The sequence below is a fragment of the Halobacillus sp. AWM4_238 genome (assembly GCF_056158265.1).
This window is the reverse complement of sequence record NZ_JBSWSY010000002.1, coordinates 2,199,160-2,216,682: the sequence shown is the minus strand read 5'-3', so window position 1 is coordinate 2,216,682 and position 17,523 is coordinate 2,199,160. Positions and strand designations below refer to the sequence as shown.

At 44.3% G+C, this 17,523-nt stretch carries 19 protein-coding genes; 15 read left to right on the top strand and 4 right to left on the bottom strand.

What is annotated here, in order from left to right; genetic code table 11:
* The first annotated feature begins 4 nt into the window (after positions 1-4).
* Genes ACXACN_RS11390 through ACXACN_RS11375 form a run of 4 tightly spaced genes read left to right on the top strand, consistent with a single transcriptional unit; the run spans position 5 to position 4,421 of the window.
* Entirely contained in the window at positions 5-841 is an 837-nt protein-coding gene (locus ACXACN_RS11390; RefSeq protein ID WP_115893665.1) for a carbohydrate ABC transporter permease, read from the top strand.
* 14 nt (positions 842-855) lie between these two features.
* Positions 856-1,734 (top strand): MurR/RpiR family transcriptional regulator, encoded by an 879-nt coding sequence (locus ACXACN_RS11385; RefSeq protein ID WP_474964533.1) that lies wholly within the window; start codon positions 856-858, stop codon positions 1,732-1,734.
* Between the two features lie 13 nt (positions 1,735-1,747).
* Entirely contained in the window at positions 1,748-3,151 is a 1,404-nt protein-coding gene (locus tag ACXACN_RS11380; protein WP_474964532.1) for an FAD-binding oxidoreductase, read from the top strand.
* Positions 3,144-4,421 carry a (Fe-S)-binding protein gene (locus ACXACN_RS11375; protein ID WP_474964531.1) on the top strand — a complete coding sequence of 426 codons (1,278 nt, stop codon included), beginning with the start codon at positions 3,144-3,146 and terminating at the stop codon, positions 4,419-4,421. Before ACXACN_RS11380 ends, ACXACN_RS11375 begins: the two co-directional genes overlap by 8 nt.
* Positions 4,422-4,588: 167 nt before the next feature.
* Here the strand turns inward: ACXACN_RS11375 and ACXACN_RS11370 are convergent, their stop codons facing one another.
* Positions 4,589-5,539: a nuclease-related domain-containing protein gene (locus ACXACN_RS11370; RefSeq protein ID WP_474964529.1), complete on the bottom strand. Its 951-nt coding sequence runs from the start codon at positions 5,537-5,539 to the stop codon at positions 4,589-4,591.
* Positions 5,540-5,659: 120 nt separating this feature from the next.
* Here ACXACN_RS11370 and ACXACN_RS11365 point away from each other — a divergent pair, with 120 nt between their 5' ends.
* The 4 genes from ACXACN_RS11365 (at position 5,660) to ACXACN_RS11350 (ending at position 8,834) form a co-directional block, all read left to right on the top strand.
* Complete coding sequence (locus tag ACXACN_RS11365; RefSeq protein ID WP_474964528.1) at positions 5,660-6,337, top strand: response regulator transcription factor; 678 nt, start codon at positions 5,660-5,662, stop codon at positions 6,335-6,337.
* Positions 6,334-7,677 carry an ATP-binding protein gene (locus ACXACN_RS11360; protein WP_474964527.1) on the top strand — a complete coding sequence of 448 codons (1,344 nt, stop codon included), beginning with the start codon at positions 6,334-6,336 and terminating at the stop codon, positions 7,675-7,677. Before ACXACN_RS11365 ends, ACXACN_RS11360 begins: the two co-directional genes overlap by 4 nt.
* A gap of 25 nt (positions 7,678-7,702) precedes the next feature.
* Positions 7,703-8,224, top strand: coding sequence for a PepSY domain-containing protein (locus ACXACN_RS11355; protein ID WP_474964525.1), 522 nt, complete (start codon positions 7,703-7,705; stop codon positions 8,222-8,224).
* Between the two features lie 88 nt (positions 8,225-8,312).
* Complete coding sequence (locus tag ACXACN_RS11350) at positions 8,313-8,834, top strand: PepSY domain-containing protein (protein WP_474964524.1); 522 nt, start codon at positions 8,313-8,315, stop codon at positions 8,832-8,834.
* 82 nt (positions 8,835-8,916) lie between these two features.
* Here the strand turns inward: ACXACN_RS11350 and ACXACN_RS11345 are convergent, their stop codons facing one another.
* Positions 8,917-9,777 carry a GAF domain-containing protein gene (locus ACXACN_RS11345; RefSeq protein ID WP_474964523.1) on the bottom strand — a complete coding sequence of 287 codons (861 nt, stop codon included), beginning with the start codon at positions 9,775-9,777 and terminating at the stop codon, positions 8,917-8,919.
* A gap of 271 nt (positions 9,778-10,048) precedes the next feature.
* On the opposite strand from ACXACN_RS11345, the gene ACXACN_RS11340 reads away from it, so the two are divergent.
* From ACXACN_RS11340 to ACXACN_RS11330, 3 genes are all read left to right on the top strand, one after another.
* Positions 10,049-10,858 (top strand): glutamine ABC transporter substrate-binding protein, encoded by an 810-nt coding sequence (locus tag ACXACN_RS11340; protein ID WP_474964522.1) that lies wholly within the window; start codon positions 10,049-10,051, stop codon positions 10,856-10,858.
* Positions 10,859-10,971: 113 nt separating this feature from the next.
* A complete protein-coding gene (locus tag ACXACN_RS11335; RefSeq protein WP_115822824.1) occupies positions 10,972-11,628 on the top strand; it encodes an amino acid ABC transporter permease in 657 nt (218 codons plus the stop codon).
* Positions 11,628-12,350 (top strand): amino acid ABC transporter ATP-binding protein, encoded by a 723-nt coding sequence (locus ACXACN_RS11330; RefSeq protein ID WP_474964520.1) that lies wholly within the window; start codon positions 11,628-11,630, stop codon positions 12,348-12,350. The genes ACXACN_RS11335 and ACXACN_RS11330 overlap by 1 nt, the downstream gene beginning before the upstream one ends.
* Positions 12,351-12,387: 37 nt before the next feature.
* Here the strand turns inward: ACXACN_RS11330 and ACXACN_RS11325 are convergent, their stop codons facing one another.
* Together ACXACN_RS11325 and ACXACN_RS11320 are read right to left on the bottom strand one after the other, a co-directional pair.
* A complete protein-coding gene (locus ACXACN_RS11325; RefSeq protein ID WP_474964519.1) occupies positions 12,388-13,353 on the bottom strand; it encodes a sodium:calcium antiporter in 966 nt (321 codons plus the stop codon).
* A 399-nt stretch (positions 13,354-13,752) separates the two neighbouring features.
* Positions 13,753-14,946, bottom strand: coding sequence for a S8 family peptidase (locus ACXACN_RS11320; RefSeq protein ID WP_474964517.1), 1,194 nt, complete (start codon positions 14,944-14,946; stop codon positions 13,753-13,755).
* 466 nt (positions 14,947-15,412) lie between these two features.
* Between ACXACN_RS11320 and gvpQ the strand changes: the two genes are divergently transcribed.
* From gvpQ to gvpN, 4 genes are all read left to right on the top strand, one after another.
* The gene (gene gvpQ, locus ACXACN_RS11315; RefSeq protein WP_474964516.1) at positions 15,413-15,943 is read left to right on the top strand and encodes a gas vesicle protein GvpQ; all 531 of its coding nucleotides are present in this window, start codon (positions 15,413-15,415) and stop codon (positions 15,941-15,943) included.
* A 17-nt stretch (positions 15,944-15,960) separates the two neighbouring features.
* Positions 15,961-16,248, top strand: a complete 288-nt coding sequence (gene gvpA, locus ACXACN_RS11310) for a gas vesicle structural protein GvpA (protein WP_474964514.1) — start codon at positions 15,961-15,963, stop codon at positions 16,246-16,248.
* Positions 16,249-16,343: 95 nt separating this feature from the next.
* Positions 16,344-16,604, top strand: coding sequence for a gas vesicle protein GvpO (gvpO, locus tag ACXACN_RS11305; RefSeq protein WP_474964513.1), 261 nt, complete (start codon positions 16,344-16,346; stop codon positions 16,602-16,604).
* Positions 16,605-16,615: 11 nt separating this feature from the next.
* Positions 16,616-17,521 (top strand): gas vesicle protein GvpN, encoded by a 906-nt coding sequence (gene gvpN / locus ACXACN_RS11300; protein WP_474964511.1) that lies wholly within the window; start codon positions 16,616-16,618, stop codon positions 17,519-17,521.
* The last annotated feature ends 2 nt before the right edge of the window (positions 17,522-17,523 follow it).

The following is a 17,523-nucleotide window of genomic DNA, read 5'->3' as shown; positions in this document are numbered from 1 at the left end:
TAGAGTGCAAAAAGGGAGTATTTTTTCAAGAACGATTGTACGTATTCCGTTGATCATTTGGTCTTTGGCCGTTTTGTATCCGATCTTCTGGATGGTATTGGGAGCATTCAAATCCAATGCCGAAATCTATGCCAATCCATGGGGGCTGCCGGAATCGTTCAGTTTCAGTAATTTTGTGAACGCTTGGAGTAATTACAATATTGATACGAGTGTATTCAACAGTTTCATTGTGACTGGTCTTGGGGCGACACTGACCTTAGCGATGGCGATTCCTACTTCATATGCTTTAGAGCGCATGCGTTTTCGCGGCAACCGTTTGCTGTTCACGCTCTACATTTCAGCCATGATGATTCCGATGGTGCTTGGCTGGATTCCGTTGTTCTTTTTATTGATGCAGCTGAATCTTCTTGATAACATTTTCGGGCTCAGTATCGTTTATGCGGTCAGCCAACTGCCGTTCAGTATTTTCGTTTTGACGAGTTTCATGGCAACGATTCCAAAATCACTCGAAGAAGCTGCAGCGATCGATGGGATGTCGCCCTATGGCATCCTGTGGAAAATCATCACGCCACTTTCGACAACAGGGATCATTACCGTTACGATTATGAATATGATCCAGTTTTGGAATGAATATTTTATGGCGCTCATTTTCCTGCAAACGGAGGAAAACTATACGCTAGCTTTGGCGATCGATTATATTAGTAATGAAACCCAGTACACAAATGCGTGGGGAACGCTGTTTGCGAGCCTCGTCATTGCCATCGTCCCTGTGATCGTTTTGTATGCGATCTTCCAACGTCGCATCGTCAAAGGGATGACTGAAGGCGCCATAAAAGGATAAGTGTGGTGATAGGTATGAAAAATTCTCTCACAGGCGGACTCGTCATTTTAAACGAAATGAAAGAGAAGTTACCGCCTTCTGAAAAAAAGATCGCTGAATTTATTTTGGATCAACCTCATGAAGCGATCCACTGTACGGCAACACAGCTCGGTGAACTGAGCAACACGAGCAGCGCGGCTGTCATTCGCTTATGCAAGTCGCTCGGTTTGAAAGGGTTGCAGGAATTGAAATTGAGAATTTCCGGCGATCTGCAAAAGAAACCTGAAGTGCGATACCGGGACATTCAGCCAGGAGAGCCTTCTGATTCGATCGTTGAAAAAGTAACAAGCAACAGTTTGCGGGCAATTCGGGAAACGACGGAAATGGTGGATTACCGGACGTTGTCGGATGCTGTGAAGCTGTTGAATGAAGCAGGAGCCATCCACTTTTTCGGCGTGGGTGCGTCGGGAATTATTGCCCAGGATGCCCAGCAGAAATTTTTACGCATGAACAAGCCGACCTCTGCTTTTACAGATATGCACAATGCTGCGATGAACATTGCCAATGTGACAGAGAACGATGTCGTATTCGGAATTTCTTTTTCCGGTGAAACATACGAAACAGCAAAGATTATGGAAATTGCCAAGAAAAAAGGAGCACGCACGATTAGCCTGACGCGTTATGGACAGTCGTCCGTTACGGAACATGCTGATGTTTCTTTGTACATTTCAGCCTCAAGGGAGATCCCTGCACCGTTTCGAAGCGGAGCCACATCTTCCCGTCTTGCCCAGCTACATATGATTGACATTCTTTTTGTCAACGTCGTCACAGAACAGTGGGACAAGGCTTCGGAGTATTTTCATGAAATTACCGATGTCATGGATTTATTGAAAGGGAAGAAATCGAAGGGTTAAGGAGGAATAGCAGATGGAGAAGTGGTTGGAGGAGCTGCAATCTTTGCTACAGGAAGGGCAAGTGTTAACGTCATTGGCCGACCGACACAGTTACAGTTTTGATGCTTCTTTTGGGGAACACCTGCCGGATGCTGTCGTGCAGGTGAAAGAGAAAAAGCAAGTCGCCGATGTATTGAAACTTGCCAATCGCTACAAAGTCCCCGTTCACCCGAGGGGTTCCGGCACTTGCCTGAGTGGCGGGCCCCTGCCTGTTCACGGTGGAATCGTTCTGGATATGTCTCAATTCCCAGCGGTAATTGATCTCAGTCCGCGTGATTTAACGGTAAAAGTAACGCCGAGTGTGTTGACTGGAAATATCAATAAAGCGGCAGAAGAACACGGGCTGATGTACGCACCGGATCCAAGCAGTGCTCATGTGGCGACGATTGGCGGCAATCTTGCAGAAAACTCCGGGGGTCCACGTGGATTGAAGTACGGAGTGACGAAAGACCATGTGCTTGGGTTAGAGGTCGTGACTCCTGAAGGCGAACTCATTAAGACCGGTGGCCAGACAATCAAAAATGTGACGGGCATTGATTTGACGAAGTTGATCGTTGGCTCGGAAGGAACCCTCGGAGTCATCGTAGGTGCTACGTTGAAGCTGATGCCAAAGCCACCTGCTGTGCAGACGATCATGGTTGCTTTTGACGAAGTGCGAAAAGCAGGGGAAGCGATTTCCCAGACGCTGACGTCAGGAATTTTGCCAGCGAAGATGGAGTTCATGGATCAAGCCTGTATCGTAGCCGTCGAAAACTTCCAGCCGGTCGGACTGCCTGTCGATGCGGCTGCTGTCATTATCATTGAACTCGATGGACACCCGGAAACGCTTCGTGTCGAGCGGGGTTTGATTGAGGAGATCATGAAAGAGATGGGCGCAAAAGAGGTTATTGTTCCGAAAAGTGACGAGGAAGCTGCGAAGCTCTGGCATGCGCGCAAACAGGTGTCGCCGGCGATTGCGAAGATTAAGCCGACGAAGGTGTCTGAGGATGCGACCGTTCCAAGAAGTAAAATTCCGGACTTTATGGATCGATTGGAGATCATTAAAGAAAAGTATGGGTTAGAAGTGGTCGCCTTTGGTCACGCAGGTGATGGTAATCTGCACCCGAATATCTTATGTGATAAGCGAAATGTAGAAGAAATGAAGCTTGTTGAACAAGCCGTGGAGGATATGTTTGAAGCCGCTCTTGAGCTTGGTGGTACGCTGTCCGGTGAGCATGGCATAGGGACGATGAAGGCCCCGTTTATGGAGCTTGAACTCGGGGAAGTCGGTCTTGATATGATGAAGCGGATCAAAGACAGCTGGGATCCGAACGGAATTTTGAACCCAGGCAAAGTTTTTCCTGAAAAAGGGCAGAAGTTGGTGCTGCATCATGACTAGTTCACTGAAGGAACGCTTGAACTATGACAAGACGTTCGACTGTGTTCAGTGCGGCTACTGTCTTCCTGCCTGCCCGACGTATGAAACGATGGAAAAAGAAACCCATTCGCCAAGAGGGCGGATCAACCTCGTGAAAATGGTAGCGGAAGGGAAGGCATCTGTGGAGGATTTGAAGGAGCCGATTGAGAAGTGCCTCGGCTGTATGGCCTGTACGACCGTATGTCCGACCAACGTTCAATATGGCGAGATTTTTGAAGGTGCCAAGCGGGTGATTGATGAGGAAAAACCGCGCGGCGTCGTGGAAGATTTTCTTTTTCAGTCGTTCTTCCCTTCTTCTAAATGGATGAACACGTTAGGAAATGCGACTTGGCTTTATCAGAAAAGCGGTCTGCAGAAGGTTTCCCAGCGGTTTGGATTGACGAAAAGAGCGCCGCTTCACATCCATGAATTTGAAGCCATTTTACCGAGTATGCTTCCACCGAAGAAACGCCAGGCGCGCGCAGACCGATATGTACGGAAGCGACCGGCTGCGGCGAAGGTCGGATTTTTTAAAGGGTGCGTAATGGACAGCGTGTTTTTTGAAACGAATCAGAATACGGTGGAGCTTCTGGTTCGCAGTGGCGCGGAGGTCGTTTTCCCAGAAGCCCAAACGTGCTGTGGTGCTCTTCATGCACACACCGGAAAAGTCGATCAGTCGGTTGAGCTTGCAAAGCGAAACATTGAAGCTTTTGAGGAAGAAGGCTTTGATTATATCGTGAACAACGCCGGCGGTTGTGGCGCGCGGTTGGTCGAATATGCACATCTGTTTGAAGAAGGAACATCGTGGCACCAGCGTGCAGAGCGGTTTGTGTCGCGGGTGAAGGATATTTCAGAAGTGCTTGTGGAGCTTGACGGTCTCGTTTTTGAAAAAGAGCTGGGGAGAACCGTTACCTATCAACCATCCTGCCATTTACGGAACGTGCAGAAGGTGACGAGTGAACCGTTGGAATTGATTCGCCGCATTCCTGGGGTGGAATTGCGTGAGCTCGAACGACCGGAGTTCTGCTGTGGGTCGGCGGGCGTTTATAATATCGTAAACTATGAAGATGCGATGGATATTCTGGATGTAAAAATGCAGGATGTATGTGGCACGGGTGCGGACGGTGTCGTGACGTCCAATCCCGGTTGTCATTTGCAGATGAAGCTTGGTGTGGAGCGGGAAGGCTTGGGTATGGAAGCTGTGCATTTGGTAGATTTATTGATGAAGGCTGATCCTAGGCCTAATTGGTGAGGCGATCTCTTGATGAGGTCGTCTTTTTTTGAGGTTTGTGCGGGAGTGTCGGGAGCGTGGTATCAGTGGGTTTGGGCGTTTTATCAGTGGGTTTAGTCGTTTTATCGGTGGGTTTTAGTAATTTATCGGTGACTTTCGACTATTTATCAGTGGGTTGAGCTGATTTATCAGTATCTTAGGTAATAGACTCTAGATTTTTTGGAACCTTCATATCTCAAACACTCTTTTTTGAGTATTCCTTGAGCAATTGTAGGGGATTTGATGAAAAAAAATCCTCTCAAATCTCTATTGGTAATCTTAGACCCGTACAGCAAACAGTAATCTCGTAAAGCGGCGTGATGGGCTTCCTTATCTTTGTGACCACATCCAATACATGTCCATTTTCCATATTCCCAAATCATGGCTAAACGTTGGCACCGTGGGCAGAACACGCCTTTTTGAATATCGGAATCTTTGATCGATAATTCTTCTACATAATTGTACTCGAACGGGGCGTCTGATTTTAATATCTCTCTGCTTAAGAGGTCAAAAACAGAGTTTGAAAGCTTTTCACCGGTATGGTTGCGTTCAATCTCTTCCACTTTTTCAGGTAAAGCTTCCGTACGGATCACGATATCGAGGGAAGGGTCATCTGTATTTATTGAGGTTCCAGGATGGCTGTTGGCAACGAGGCAGTAAATAGGAAGGTCAGGCAACCCCTTTATAAGAAGCCACTGCTCTAGCTGCCTTCGATGACGGCGGACTTGTAAAACGGGATCAGAAAAGGTCTGTGGCCCTTCATCCCACGTCCTGGTTAGGAAGTTGAACCTTTGGTTATAAAACAGTTCTCCCCCAATGTTCTTGGCTTCAATAATCAATAGCCATCGATTCGTTAATATTAAGCAATCGATTTGAAAATGGTGGGTGCCGTCATGGAGACGAAGGTGATGGAAAATGTGGTAGTGGTCGGGAAGATAGGTGAGTGGGAAGTTGAGGGCGAGTTCTCCTTTGTGGCCGGAGAGTCGTTTTTTTAATTGTTCTTTAACTTTTAGGATTGCCGGGTGGTTTTCGTGAAGCCGTCGTTCTATTGCCTGTAGTTGTTCAATGTCTCTTGGAAATGTTCGTTCCTTAATAATCATGGCATTCGTCCTTTCTATTATTATAGTAAGACAAAAGGGGCTGATTTTCTATCAAATCTTTCAACTCGCAGACTACCTATATGCTAAAATACAGGCAACAAAACAAAAGAGGGATGAGCATTGAGTACACCTAATATTTTAGTCGTTGAAGATGAAAAAAAGATTGCCCGGGTATTGGAGCTGGAACTCGAATACGAAGGTTATCAAGTGACGAAAGCTCATGATGGTATGGAAGGGTTACGGCTTTATCGTGAAAAAGAATGGTACTTGCTCCTTCTTGATATTATGCTTCCGGAATTAAGTGGAACGAATCTCCTTAAACGGATTCGTGCAGCAGATGAGGACACACCTGTCATTATGCTGACTGCGAAGGACACGATAGGTGATAAAGTGACGGGGCTCGATCTTGGGGCTAATGATTATGTAACGAAACCATTCGATATCGAAGAGCTGCTTGCAAGGATACGAGTAGCTTTACGTACGAAGTCTGCCCCTCAACGATTGAAGATTGCGAACCTTTCTGTAAATGAAAAGACACATGAAGTCTACCGGGGGGAAGATTTCATAGAGTTGACGGCCAAGGAGTTTTCCCTTTTAGTCTTTCTCATGAAAAATAAGCGTCAAGTGCTCAACAGGGAACAGCTGCTTGAAGGGGTATGGGGCTATGACCATTACGGTGATACAAATATCGTTGATGTGTATATCCGTTACCTTCGCAACAAAATGGATAAACAATACGAGCCGAAGCTGATTCATACCGTCAGGGGAGTCGGCTACGTGCTGAAGGATCCGCGATGAAGCTCGGTCATCGGATACAAGTTTATACGACAGGCCTGTTCATCATCCTTCTCGTGCTGATTAGTGCGGCCATTTATTTCTCTTTCAGCAAAATTGTCTACGACAGTGATGTGGATCAAACGAGACTTGAAGCTGAGCGTATTGTGACAGGAATGAATGAGCGTTCTGGAGATTCGTTGTCCGCAGACGTCTTAAGGGCATATGTTCCTGCCAATGGAATGATACGGCTGGTCCTTCCGGATGGGACATTAGAGGTCACCTTAACGGGAGGAGAGCGGAGAAATCTTATCCAACAAGCTTATCCATATGAAGTAGGGGAAGAAGCGGAAGTACGGACTTATGACGGTGTTCCTTATGCTTTTGTTTCCATTCCCATTGTGTGGATGAATGGTGAGGTAGTTTCCTTCCAGCTGACGAGAAGTCTAGAGGCGACCGCAGAGAATTTAATGATTCTCAGAATTGTGCTTGTCATTGTTACCATTCTCGCCATGATTCCATTTTTCCTCTCTTCAAGACTCTTAAGCAGTCTAATTGTCAATCCGATCCGTTCTTTGATTCAAACCATGCAGCAAATCAGAAAGAGCGGTCAATTTAAACAGATTTCGTATGATGAAAAGTCGAAAGATGAATTAGCACAGATGACGGGTACATTTAACAAGATGATGGCTCAACTTGAAGAGAACCATCAAAAGCAGGAACAGTTTGTTTCAAATGCTTCCCATGAGTTGAAGACCCCTTTAACTGTGATTGAGTCCTATGCGAGTCTATTGAAAAGACGTGGAAAGCAGGATAAAGAACTTTTCCAGGAGTCAGTTTCAGCCATTCATTCGGAAGCTAAACGGATGCATGAACTGACAGAACAGCTTCTTATACTTGCACGGAAAAAGGAACACTGGAATTTAAAAACTGAATCCATCGACCTGTGCAGGTTACTGCAGAAAACGGCCACTTCCTTTGAGAAAGCTTACCAACGGAAAGTGGAACTTCACTGTACTTCAGCTGTTCAATTAACAACCGATGAACAAAAATTAAAGCAATTGCTTTATATTTTTATGGATAATGCCCGTAAGTACAGTGAAGAGCCGATTGAAATGAATGTCGAGATGACAGCAAACCATCTGATCATCCGTGTAATAGATAGAGGAATCGGGATGTCGCAAGAAGATCTTGAGAGAGTGTTTGACCGCTTTTATCAAGTCGAAGAATCAAGGACGGAAGGATATGGATTAGGTCTTTCACTAGCGGAAGAGTTAGCTCATGCCCTTAATGCTGACATCCATCTTTCCAGTGAAAAAGAAAAGGGGACGACAGCTTCGATTCTATTCCCACTATCCGAGTGAGTATGAAAAAAGAGGAGGGAAATTTATGACTAACCGTGTGAAATGGATCGTTTCCTTAAGTCTGCTCACTCTTTTGATATTCCTTGGGTGGCAGTGGGTCCATTTGAAACTAAGTGCTGAACCTTTCTCTCAGTCAGATATTCGTGAAAAAGTACAAACGCAGTACAATGGTGAAATAACAGATATAACCTTGATGGAAGAGTATTACCTGGCAACTATCGAATTAAATGAAGGCGTTTATGAAGTGGCTGTCTTAAAAAAGGATGGCCGTATTTCTGATATTAGGCCGATAGAAAAATATAACGACAACGAGTCTACAACACCATCTCATCATCCCTCTGAGGATGATGAAAAGCCAATCACAGAAGAAGAGGCTAAGGCCGCGGCCTTGAATGAATTGGAAGGGGAAGTGGATGACATCGACTTTAAATTAGAAGGAGATCCTTCCTTTTACCTTGTAGAAATCGAACGATCGGGAGGGGATGAAGCAATCGTGCAAATTCATGGCCTTACAGGTGAAATTATGTCCATCACTTGGGACGATTGATTTCTCATCAAATTCTCATTTTCAACTTCATTTATTCTCATCAGCACAGGATATAGTGAGGGTAGAACAATAAAGAGGAGGAAGATAAATGAAGAAAACATGGCTGATAGGCAGCATTGTAGGCGTAGTCGTATTAGGTGGCGCTTTTGGAGTAAATGCTGTTTCAGGGAATGATCAATTTTCTGAAAGTGATGTGGAGCTTTCTCAGAAAGAGGCAGAGACCGCTGCTAAAGCAGAAGTAAACGGTTTGACAATTGAAAAGGTAGAAAAGGATAAAGAAGACGGAACGAATGTATATGAGATTGAAGGTCAGACAGAAAATGGTAAAGAAGCGGAAGTGGAAGTAGATGCCAATACAGGTGAAGTCTTGGAAGTAGAGTTTAACGATGAAGATTTTACAGAAGGGTCAGCTGAAAATATGAAAGTGACAAAAGAAGAAGCTGAAAAAACCGCTAAAGAAAAAGCCTCAGGTAGTGAAATGAAAGAAATGGAAATTGAAGATGGCCATTATGAGTTTGAATTCAAGGATGAGCAATTTGAATATGAGGTCATAGTTCATGGCCAAACGGGGAACATTGTGGAGTTTGAGAAAGAAAAAATAGAGGAATAGTATATAAACCGAATGCCCCGGCAATGATCGCCGGGGCATAAATGGTTATAAATGATTTCAAATAGATAAATGTAATAGAAAATTAATGACTTTCTACTAATTGGAAACCAATGGTTGAGAGAGCCGTCTTCAGATTAGAAACGGTCTTAGGTTTATTTGATGTTAACACATTTGTTTCTATTTCTTTATGAGCTACTTCCGGAGTGATTCCCGTTAAGATCGTATCGATGCCCATCACTTGTAAGGCGTGAAGGAGCTTTGGCAGCATTTCTGAGAAAAATTGGTCCCGAACAACTAATCCAGATAGATCAAGGACGAAATGGTCAATGTCCTGCTCTTTTCCATATGAAAGGATGTCCTGCATAAGTTTGTCTGCCCGTTCTTCGTCCACGATTCCCTGGATAGGGACGACAGAGACCCCTTCTGTAATCGGGATAATCGGTACATTCATCAATCCCATATTGTATTGGGTTTGATCAAGGTCAATCATATGGGACAGGACGGAGGCAATGGTTTGCAGGAATTCAATATCTTCTTCACTGAAGTGCCTTTCCTCTTTATCCATCACACAGAGTGTCCCGAACAGATTCCCTTTTAAGTCTGTTAAAGTGACGCCAAGATACCCTTTTACCTGCAGGTCGGCAGAAGCTTTCAAATCCTTTGTGCGTTCGTCTTCCAATAGGTTGTTCGTGGTGAGGACATGGTCTCGGTTATTAATAATATGCCTGCAGTAACTCTCTTCATAGTCAATGGTGTAATCCTCAGGAACGACTTCTTCTTTTTTATTTAAGGAACTCAGTACAGTCATGGATTCCTTATCCCTCATGGCTACAAAAGCGGTCTGGACATTCAGTCTTTGTGTAACCACATCAAAAATTTTCTGAGCGGCAGATTTCAAGGAATAATATTGTCCTGACCGCAATAGATGTTGTTGATCCGACATGAAAAACCCTTCCTTTATACAAGATTAGGAACTACCCCTATCATACCCTATTTCCCTTTTGGAGCTGGGATTAATCATAAATCTTCATAGAATTTTGTCGCAATTCATAGTAAATCAGAAGAAAAGAAAGAAAATGTTAGCAATTATTCAAAAATGTTCATAGAACCGCCTTTTTCCCTTTAAAAGAGGCTCATATATATTATTCAGAAAATTTTCAAGAGTAGTAATTTTTGAGATAATAGAAGTCACATAATAAAAGGGGGAAAAATGAATGAAGGCAAAATGGTACTTATTCATTATGGTTTTAACTTTAAGTATGCTACTTGCTGCCTGTGGCAGTGATAGTGAGACAGGCTCTTCGGGAGATTCTGGTGATTCCGGAGGAGAAACGTATACGGTCGCGACCGATAACAACTTCGTTCCTTTTGAATTCATGAACGAGGAAACAGGGGAAATGGAAGGGTTCGATATTGATTTGATCAAAGCGATTGCAGATGAAGCAGGGTTCAACATTGAAATTGAATCTATGAAATTTGACGGTGTTGTTGCTGGTATGCAGTCCGGCCGCTATGACATCGGAATTGCTGGTATGACCATTACGGATGAGCGTAAAGAAACCATTAATTTTTCTGATCCTTATTATGATGCTGGACTGATGCTTGCGGTCAGTGCAGATAACGATGAAATCCAGTCTGAAGATGACCTTGCTGGTAAGAAAGTAGGGACTCGTTCTGGTACGACAAGTGAAACGTACATCAGAGAAAACCACCCGGATGCCGAGTTGATCACATTCCCGGGAATTGTTGAGGCATACATGGATCTTGAGTCTGGTCGGTTGGATGCGGTTATGTATGACGTTCCGAACGTTCAGTACTATGTAGCAAATGATTCTGAAGGATTGAAAACGGCCGGAGATATTTTACAGGGTGAGCAATATGGCATTGCTTTTCCAAAGGATTCTGAACTTGTGAGCGATGTGAATGAAGCATTGCAAACTTTGATTGATAATGGGACGTACGATGACATCTACGAAGAATGGTTCGGTGAGCGGAAGTATGGCACTGAATCTTCTGAGTCATAGAGAAAAGCTGATCCGAAAAGCGTAACAAGTGATTGGCTTGTTGCGCTTTTTTCATGAATTGAATACTGGCATGAACCATTACATCATTCAAAACACAAGGAGCGAATACATATATGGAGTTCATTACGGAGTCGCACTATTTTCGTGTCATGCCTTTTTTGCTAGAAGGATTGGTATGGACACTACTCATCACCTTCGTCGGCTTGATTTTCGGGTTTGTGCTCGGGGCTGTCTTCGGTTTTGCACGCTTGTCGAAAAATAAGATCATTTACGGACTTGCGACGGTCTATGTAGAAGCCGTCCGCGGGACACCAATCTTAGCTCAAATTTTGTTCATCTATTTTGGACTGTCTGATCTAACCGGAATCAATATTGATAAAATTACTGCTTCGATCATAGCAATTGCGATTAATGCAGGTGCTTACATAGCGGAAATCGTGCGGGGAGCCGTTTACTCAATTGATAAAGGACAGGAAGAGGCGGGACGTTCGATTGGTCTTACAAGGAACCAGACGATGCGTTACATCATCTGGCCGCAAGCGTTTAGAAGGATGATTCCACCGCTTGGAAACCAATTTGTCATCAGTTTGAAAGATACATCTCTTTTCTCTGTTATTGCTGTCGGGGAATTGCTCTACATGGGACAGCAGTATTACGGAATGACGTTCCAGGCTTTCCAGGCGTTGACGATGGTTTGTGTGATGTATTTGATCATCACGGTACCAACAGCGGTGTACTTGAGACGAGTTGAAAGGAGACTGGATGTGTAATGATAAACGTCAAAGATTTGCATAAATCATTCGGTTCCAACGAAGTGTTGAAAGGAATCAATGCTGAAATCAAAGAAAAAGAAGTGGTTTGTGTGATCGGACCATCGGGTTCTGGGAAAAGTACTTTTCTACGCTGTTTGAACCTGCTTGAGGAAGTCACTTCCGGAGAGGTAATTATTCAAGGAGACAATCTGACTGATCCAAAAATCAATATCAACGATGTCCGCTCCCGTGTCGGGATGGTCTTTCAGCACTTTAACCTTTTCCCGCATAAGACGGTGCTCGAGAACATAACCATTGGTCCGATTAAAGTGAAGAAAATGAAAAAAGCGGAAGCGGAAAAAGTGGCCAGGCCGCTTCTTGAGAAAGTCGGTTTGAGTGAAAAAGCGGATGCCTATCCTGAAAGTCTTTCAGGTGGACAGAAACAGCGTGTAGCGATTGCCCGCTCGCTTGCGATGGAACCGAGCATCATGCTGTTTGATGAGCCGACCTCAGCGCTTGACCCTGAACTTGTCGGAGACGTGCTGGCCGTTATGAAAGAGTTGGCACAGGAAGGGATGACGATGGTGGTCGTCACCCACGAGATGGGATTTGCCCGGGAAGTCGGCGATCGCGTCCTGTTCATGGATGAAGGGATCATTATGGAAGAAGATGTACCCGACAACCTATTCGGAAATCCACAAAACCCTAGAACAAAAGAGTTCTTAAGTAAAGTGTTATAGAAAAACTCCGCAGACATGATGTCTGCGGAGTTTTTCATTAAAAAAGAAAGTAAGATGATACGAAATACATGGCTGCGATCAGAAGTGAAGGTGCTGCATAAAAAGCAAGGCGATCCACCTTTTTCCTTGCCATCATAAATATCGTCAACAGCAGCATCCCTATGAATAATAGGGCGATGGGGAGGTTGCTGCCAGTTGTCGCATTCAAGATCGGACCTTTTTGATAAAAGAGGTCTGTGATGGCCAGCAGCTGCAAGTTGAACAAGTTACTTCCTAAAATGGAGCCTACAGCCATATCATAATTCCCCATTTTAAATGCCACGAGGACGGTGACGAGCTCAGGCAGAGAAGTTGATGCAGCAATCAAAAAGCTACCGACAAAGCTTGAACTCATTCCTGTTTGCTGAGCCAGCTGGTCCCCTGTGATGGAAAGGGCACTTCCGGCAGCGAAAACAACAATCGCGCTGATGGCGAAACCAATGCTTGCTGCTCTTAAGGAAACATCTTTTCCTGTGGCTGCCGCTTCGTCCATTTCTTCTGGTTCGTCATTTTCAAAGAATCGCACTGTCAGAATATACAAACCGACGAGGATGAACATTTCGATTCCAATATTGAAAAGGGATAGGGAAGAACTCGTGACGAGCGAGACTACGATGACTAACGAAAAAATAATTCCGGCAATGGCAGACGGAAGATGCTGCTTTTGGTCAATCCTGTTGAACATTTTTTGCTTGCGGTACATAAGATCAACAACCGCCAGAATCAAAACATTAAACACGTTACTGCCTAGCATGTTTCCTACTGCAATGTCCGGGTTGTCGATATATACGGCTGTTAAACTTGTGGTCAGCTCAGGTAAGGATGTAGCCCCCGCAATCAGGAACGTTCCGACGACAGCACCACTCAATTTAGACTTTTGACTGATGACATCTCCGTAGCGGTTCAGTTGTACGGCAGCAAGTACGACCACAATGGCTGAGATGGCGAAAATTAATAAGTTCATTTTTTTCCTCCTCTAGATGGAGCCAATAAAAAAAGACCTTGGCCCTTTTTCACGTGCAGGCCAAGGTCTTGCGTACTATGGTCATAGTTTGGTGAACCGAGTGTTCGCACACTGAAATGACGATTCACCAACCGCGTTATACGGTCGCTACTCCCCTTGTTACTATTAATATAGCTAATTCCATTGAAAACGTCAATAAAATAGTCTTCTACCCAAATCAACGGCCTGGAATGAATTTATCAGTGGGTTTGGAGCTTTTATCAGTGAGTTTTAAGATGGTATCGGTGACTTTAGAAGATTTATCGGTTAGTTTGACACTTTTATCAGTGACTTCGATGATTTTATCAGTACAATCTGGATACATAGAAAAAAGCGGCCAACCGGCCGCTTTTTTTTAGATTAATAGTTTACAGCGTCGTAAGAGTTAATGAGACCATGTTCGAAGTAATAGCCTGTTCCGGAAATCGGATCAGCCGTCTGCTCAATCGCCGCGCGAATGTTGCTGTTGGAGCGTCCTTGAGACGCAAGCAAACCAGCTAGTCCAGCGACGTGAGGGGAAGCCATGGATGTTCCGGACATGTAGGCATACCCATTGTTTGGAACAGTGGAAGCGATGTTAACTCCTGGTGCTGTCACGTCAACCCATGTTCCGAAGTTGGAGAAGGAGGCTTTATTGTTGTTGCTATCTACCGCACCTACGGCGATGACGTTTTCATAGGAAGCCGGTTCGAATGTTATAGGAACTCCGTTATTCCCTGCTGCAGCGATGACAACAGAACCTTTGTTCCAAGCATAATTGACCGCATCTTCAAGCGTTTGCGTGTCACAGTTACACCCAAGTGAGAGATTAATAACTTCCGCACCTGCGTCCGCAGAGTAACGGATGGCATCAGCGATGTCATTTAAAGAACCGCTCCCGTTTTCATCAAGAGCGCGTACAGCAAGGATCTTTGTGTCAGGAGCCATTCCAGCGACACCAGCGCCGTTGTTCGTCTCTGCTGCTGCGGTACCTGCGACGTGTGTTCCGTGGTTGTTCATATCCATTGGATCGTAATCATCATCAACGAAGTCATAGCCTTTGATTGTTTTGCCATCAAGGTCTGGATGATTGTAGTCGACCCCAGAGTCGATGATGGCAATTTCCTGGCTGCTGCTTCCGCGTGTAATATCCCATGCGGCTTCTGTCCCTGTGTTCTGCGGCCCGTACTGGTATCCACTATAGTATGTATCGTTTGGTGTCCAGGAGGCTTCAAAAACATAGTTTGGTTCTGCGTATTCAACAAGAGGGTTTTTGTTGAGCGCTTTTACTACGGCTTCTACGTTTCCGACCTTAAGTACTTTTACTTTTGAATCTACAAAAGAACGCTTATCAGCAATCTCGTCTGCTCCTAAACGCTTCAGCATTTGACTCTTCAAATCTTTTCCGCTTTTAAACTTGACGACAACTTCTCCTTTAACAAATTCTTCTTTTTTTTCTTGAACCTCTACTTTGTCCAAGGACTCTAGTTTGGAGTCAGCGAACGCCTGCCCGGTTGTCGGCAGGATGGCTAATGTGGCGGCAATTGAAAGGGTTGCGAGTTTTTTGAACTTCAAAACAATTCCTCCTTAAAAGTTTATACTCTAGTAATTCTAAGGTTTTCGCCGTTTCCCTTCAAAATACGGGTTGGGATAGTTGGTGTGATTAAAGGCATTTAAAGGATATTTTTCGGACGTATATTCCCAAGTTGCTGATTGAAAAAGAGGTCTTGGGAATTATGCAAATGTCATAAGGTGGATATTCATGGGAGATATTTGTCAAGGGAGCACTTACAGTAAATGTTTTGTAAAAGATTGTAAAAGGAGGTGTGGTTGGTATTTTTAATAAAAATGTCATGTTTGTAAAGATAAAAATGTCCATACTATTCCGTAGTCTTATAGATTCAGAGCTCTTGTAAAATTGGATGTATTTCTTACCATTTTTCAGACTTTTTAGCAACGGAAGGGTTTTATGTAGCTTTTCTTGGGAAGTAAAGGTACAACCAGCCAAAAATTATTGTTGAAAAGTAATGGGGTGGTGTGGATGTCTCATTTACAAAAAGATAAGAAGAAAGACAAATCCGTTCTTGATCAAGTAGAAGGAGGTTTTAAAAAAACAGCGGATGCCATAAAGGAAAAATTGCCGAACCCGGTATCAAAAATCATCCGGAAAGCAGATGATCCTCAAGAGGCCACCGAACATGCCAAGGATGAAATGAGTGATCAAGCAGGCGATTTCTTCAGGGAGCAACTTGAAAAACAGATGCAGTCCAAAATCGCAGGGATGAAGGAAGAGCTTCAGAAGAAAACTTCAGCCAATGCGGATCACGTTCATGCAAAAGCGAAGGAAGCGAAGCAGAACGTTCAGGAACATCTGCTTGAATTCAAAGAAAAACTGGGGGCTGTCAGGGAATCTGGTGAGCAGGTGCAGCGTTCTATGAAAGGAAGCAGCTCTTCAGGAAGAGTGAAAGGCGCAAATGATCTAAAAGGTGTTTCGTATATCAAAAGTTCGGCTTCCATCAAAGGTCCGAAAGATATCAAAGGGATATCCAGTATCAAAACATATCACTCATAATGAAAGGAGATTAGAAAATGACGATTCAAAAATCAACAGATAGTTCTAGTCTTGCAGAAGTGGTTGACCGCATATTGGACAAAGGGATTGTCATCGACGCGTTTGCCCGTGTTTCAGTCGTAGGGATTGAATTGATTACGGTAGAAGCAAGAGTCGTGATTGCTAGTGTGGATACATGGCTCAGGTATGCAGAAGCTGTCGGCTTGTTACGTGATGAGGTAGAAGAGGAAGGCATCGGAGGGCGTCTGGGAGAAGAAGGTTCCTCTGAGCGTTCATCTAATGAACGAGGAGAATTCAGCATATAAGCTGACGTAGTCTTTTTATGAAAAGAGGCAGGGGGAGATCTTTTTATCCCCTCCTGCCCCCATATAAGAAATTGACAAGAGAGGGATCCGTCGCTATGAAGGTCTTGAATGAAGTCACCGATTTTTTCAATGAAAATATTGCCCCGCCACATAAAATTATCTCCGCACGAAAGAAAGGTGAGGAGTGGCGGGTGTTGGTCGAAGTGATTGAAGAAAAGGAATATATGAAAAAGTATGCGAGAGATCAAATGGTCGGGTTATATGAAGTTTTCCTGGATGAAAGCAATGAGGTTACAGGCTTCTCGCGCTTAAGTCTCCGATACCGCAGCGACATTGAAGAACAGGTCGAGCAGTAGGAGGTGGGCTGGTGAGTGTACTGAAACAAAGCAGTGAACGTCGTACTCCCAATAAAGATGTTTATGACCAACCCTTTTTCAAAAGCTTGATCCGTCGTTCCTTGAATTATCTCTCTGCCGGTTATCCTGTTCATTACACCGGTCCTTCAGGAATCGGGAAAACGACGCTCGCCATTCACGTGGCAAAGCGGAGGAAGCGTCCGGTAACGCTGATTACAGGTAACAATGACTTGACCAATGACGATTTGATTGGTGCATATAAAGGGTACAGTCGCAAGAAGCTGAATGACAATTTTGTAAAGACCGTGAGGAAGATCGAAGAGAATGTGACGGAAGATTGGGTGAGCGGTCATCTTTATGAAGCAGTGAAACATGGACATACCGTCGTTTATGACGAGTTCACAAGGTCAAGTCCAGATACGAATAACTTGTTTCTATCTGTGCTCGAAGAAAAAATTCTGCCCTTGTATGGGACGAAAAGCAAAGATTCACATCAGAGGGTTCATCCGGATTTCAGAATCATTTTCACAAGCAATCCGGCTGAGTACATCGGTGTGTATAACACGCAGGATGCGCTGATGGATCGGATGATTTCCATTCCGTTGAATGCTCTCAGTTTGGAAGCTGAAGTAGCGATTGTGGTGGAGAGAACGAAAATTAAGCAGAACAAAGCAGAAGCGATTGTTCGTTTTGTCAGAGATGTAAAGGAGTCGACGGATGAAAAGAAGGGACCTTTGACTCTGAGAGCCTCGATTATGATTGCTGATATCGCTGAAAAAACAAGCGTCCGTGTGGATGGAAAAGATGAAGCCTTCCAGAACCTGTGTCTGGATATGACTTATTTTTCCGTATTATCGAAGGTTGAGGATGAGGAGAAAGCAAAGAAACTCATTCTCGAGCATTGCAAAAAAGTTTAGGA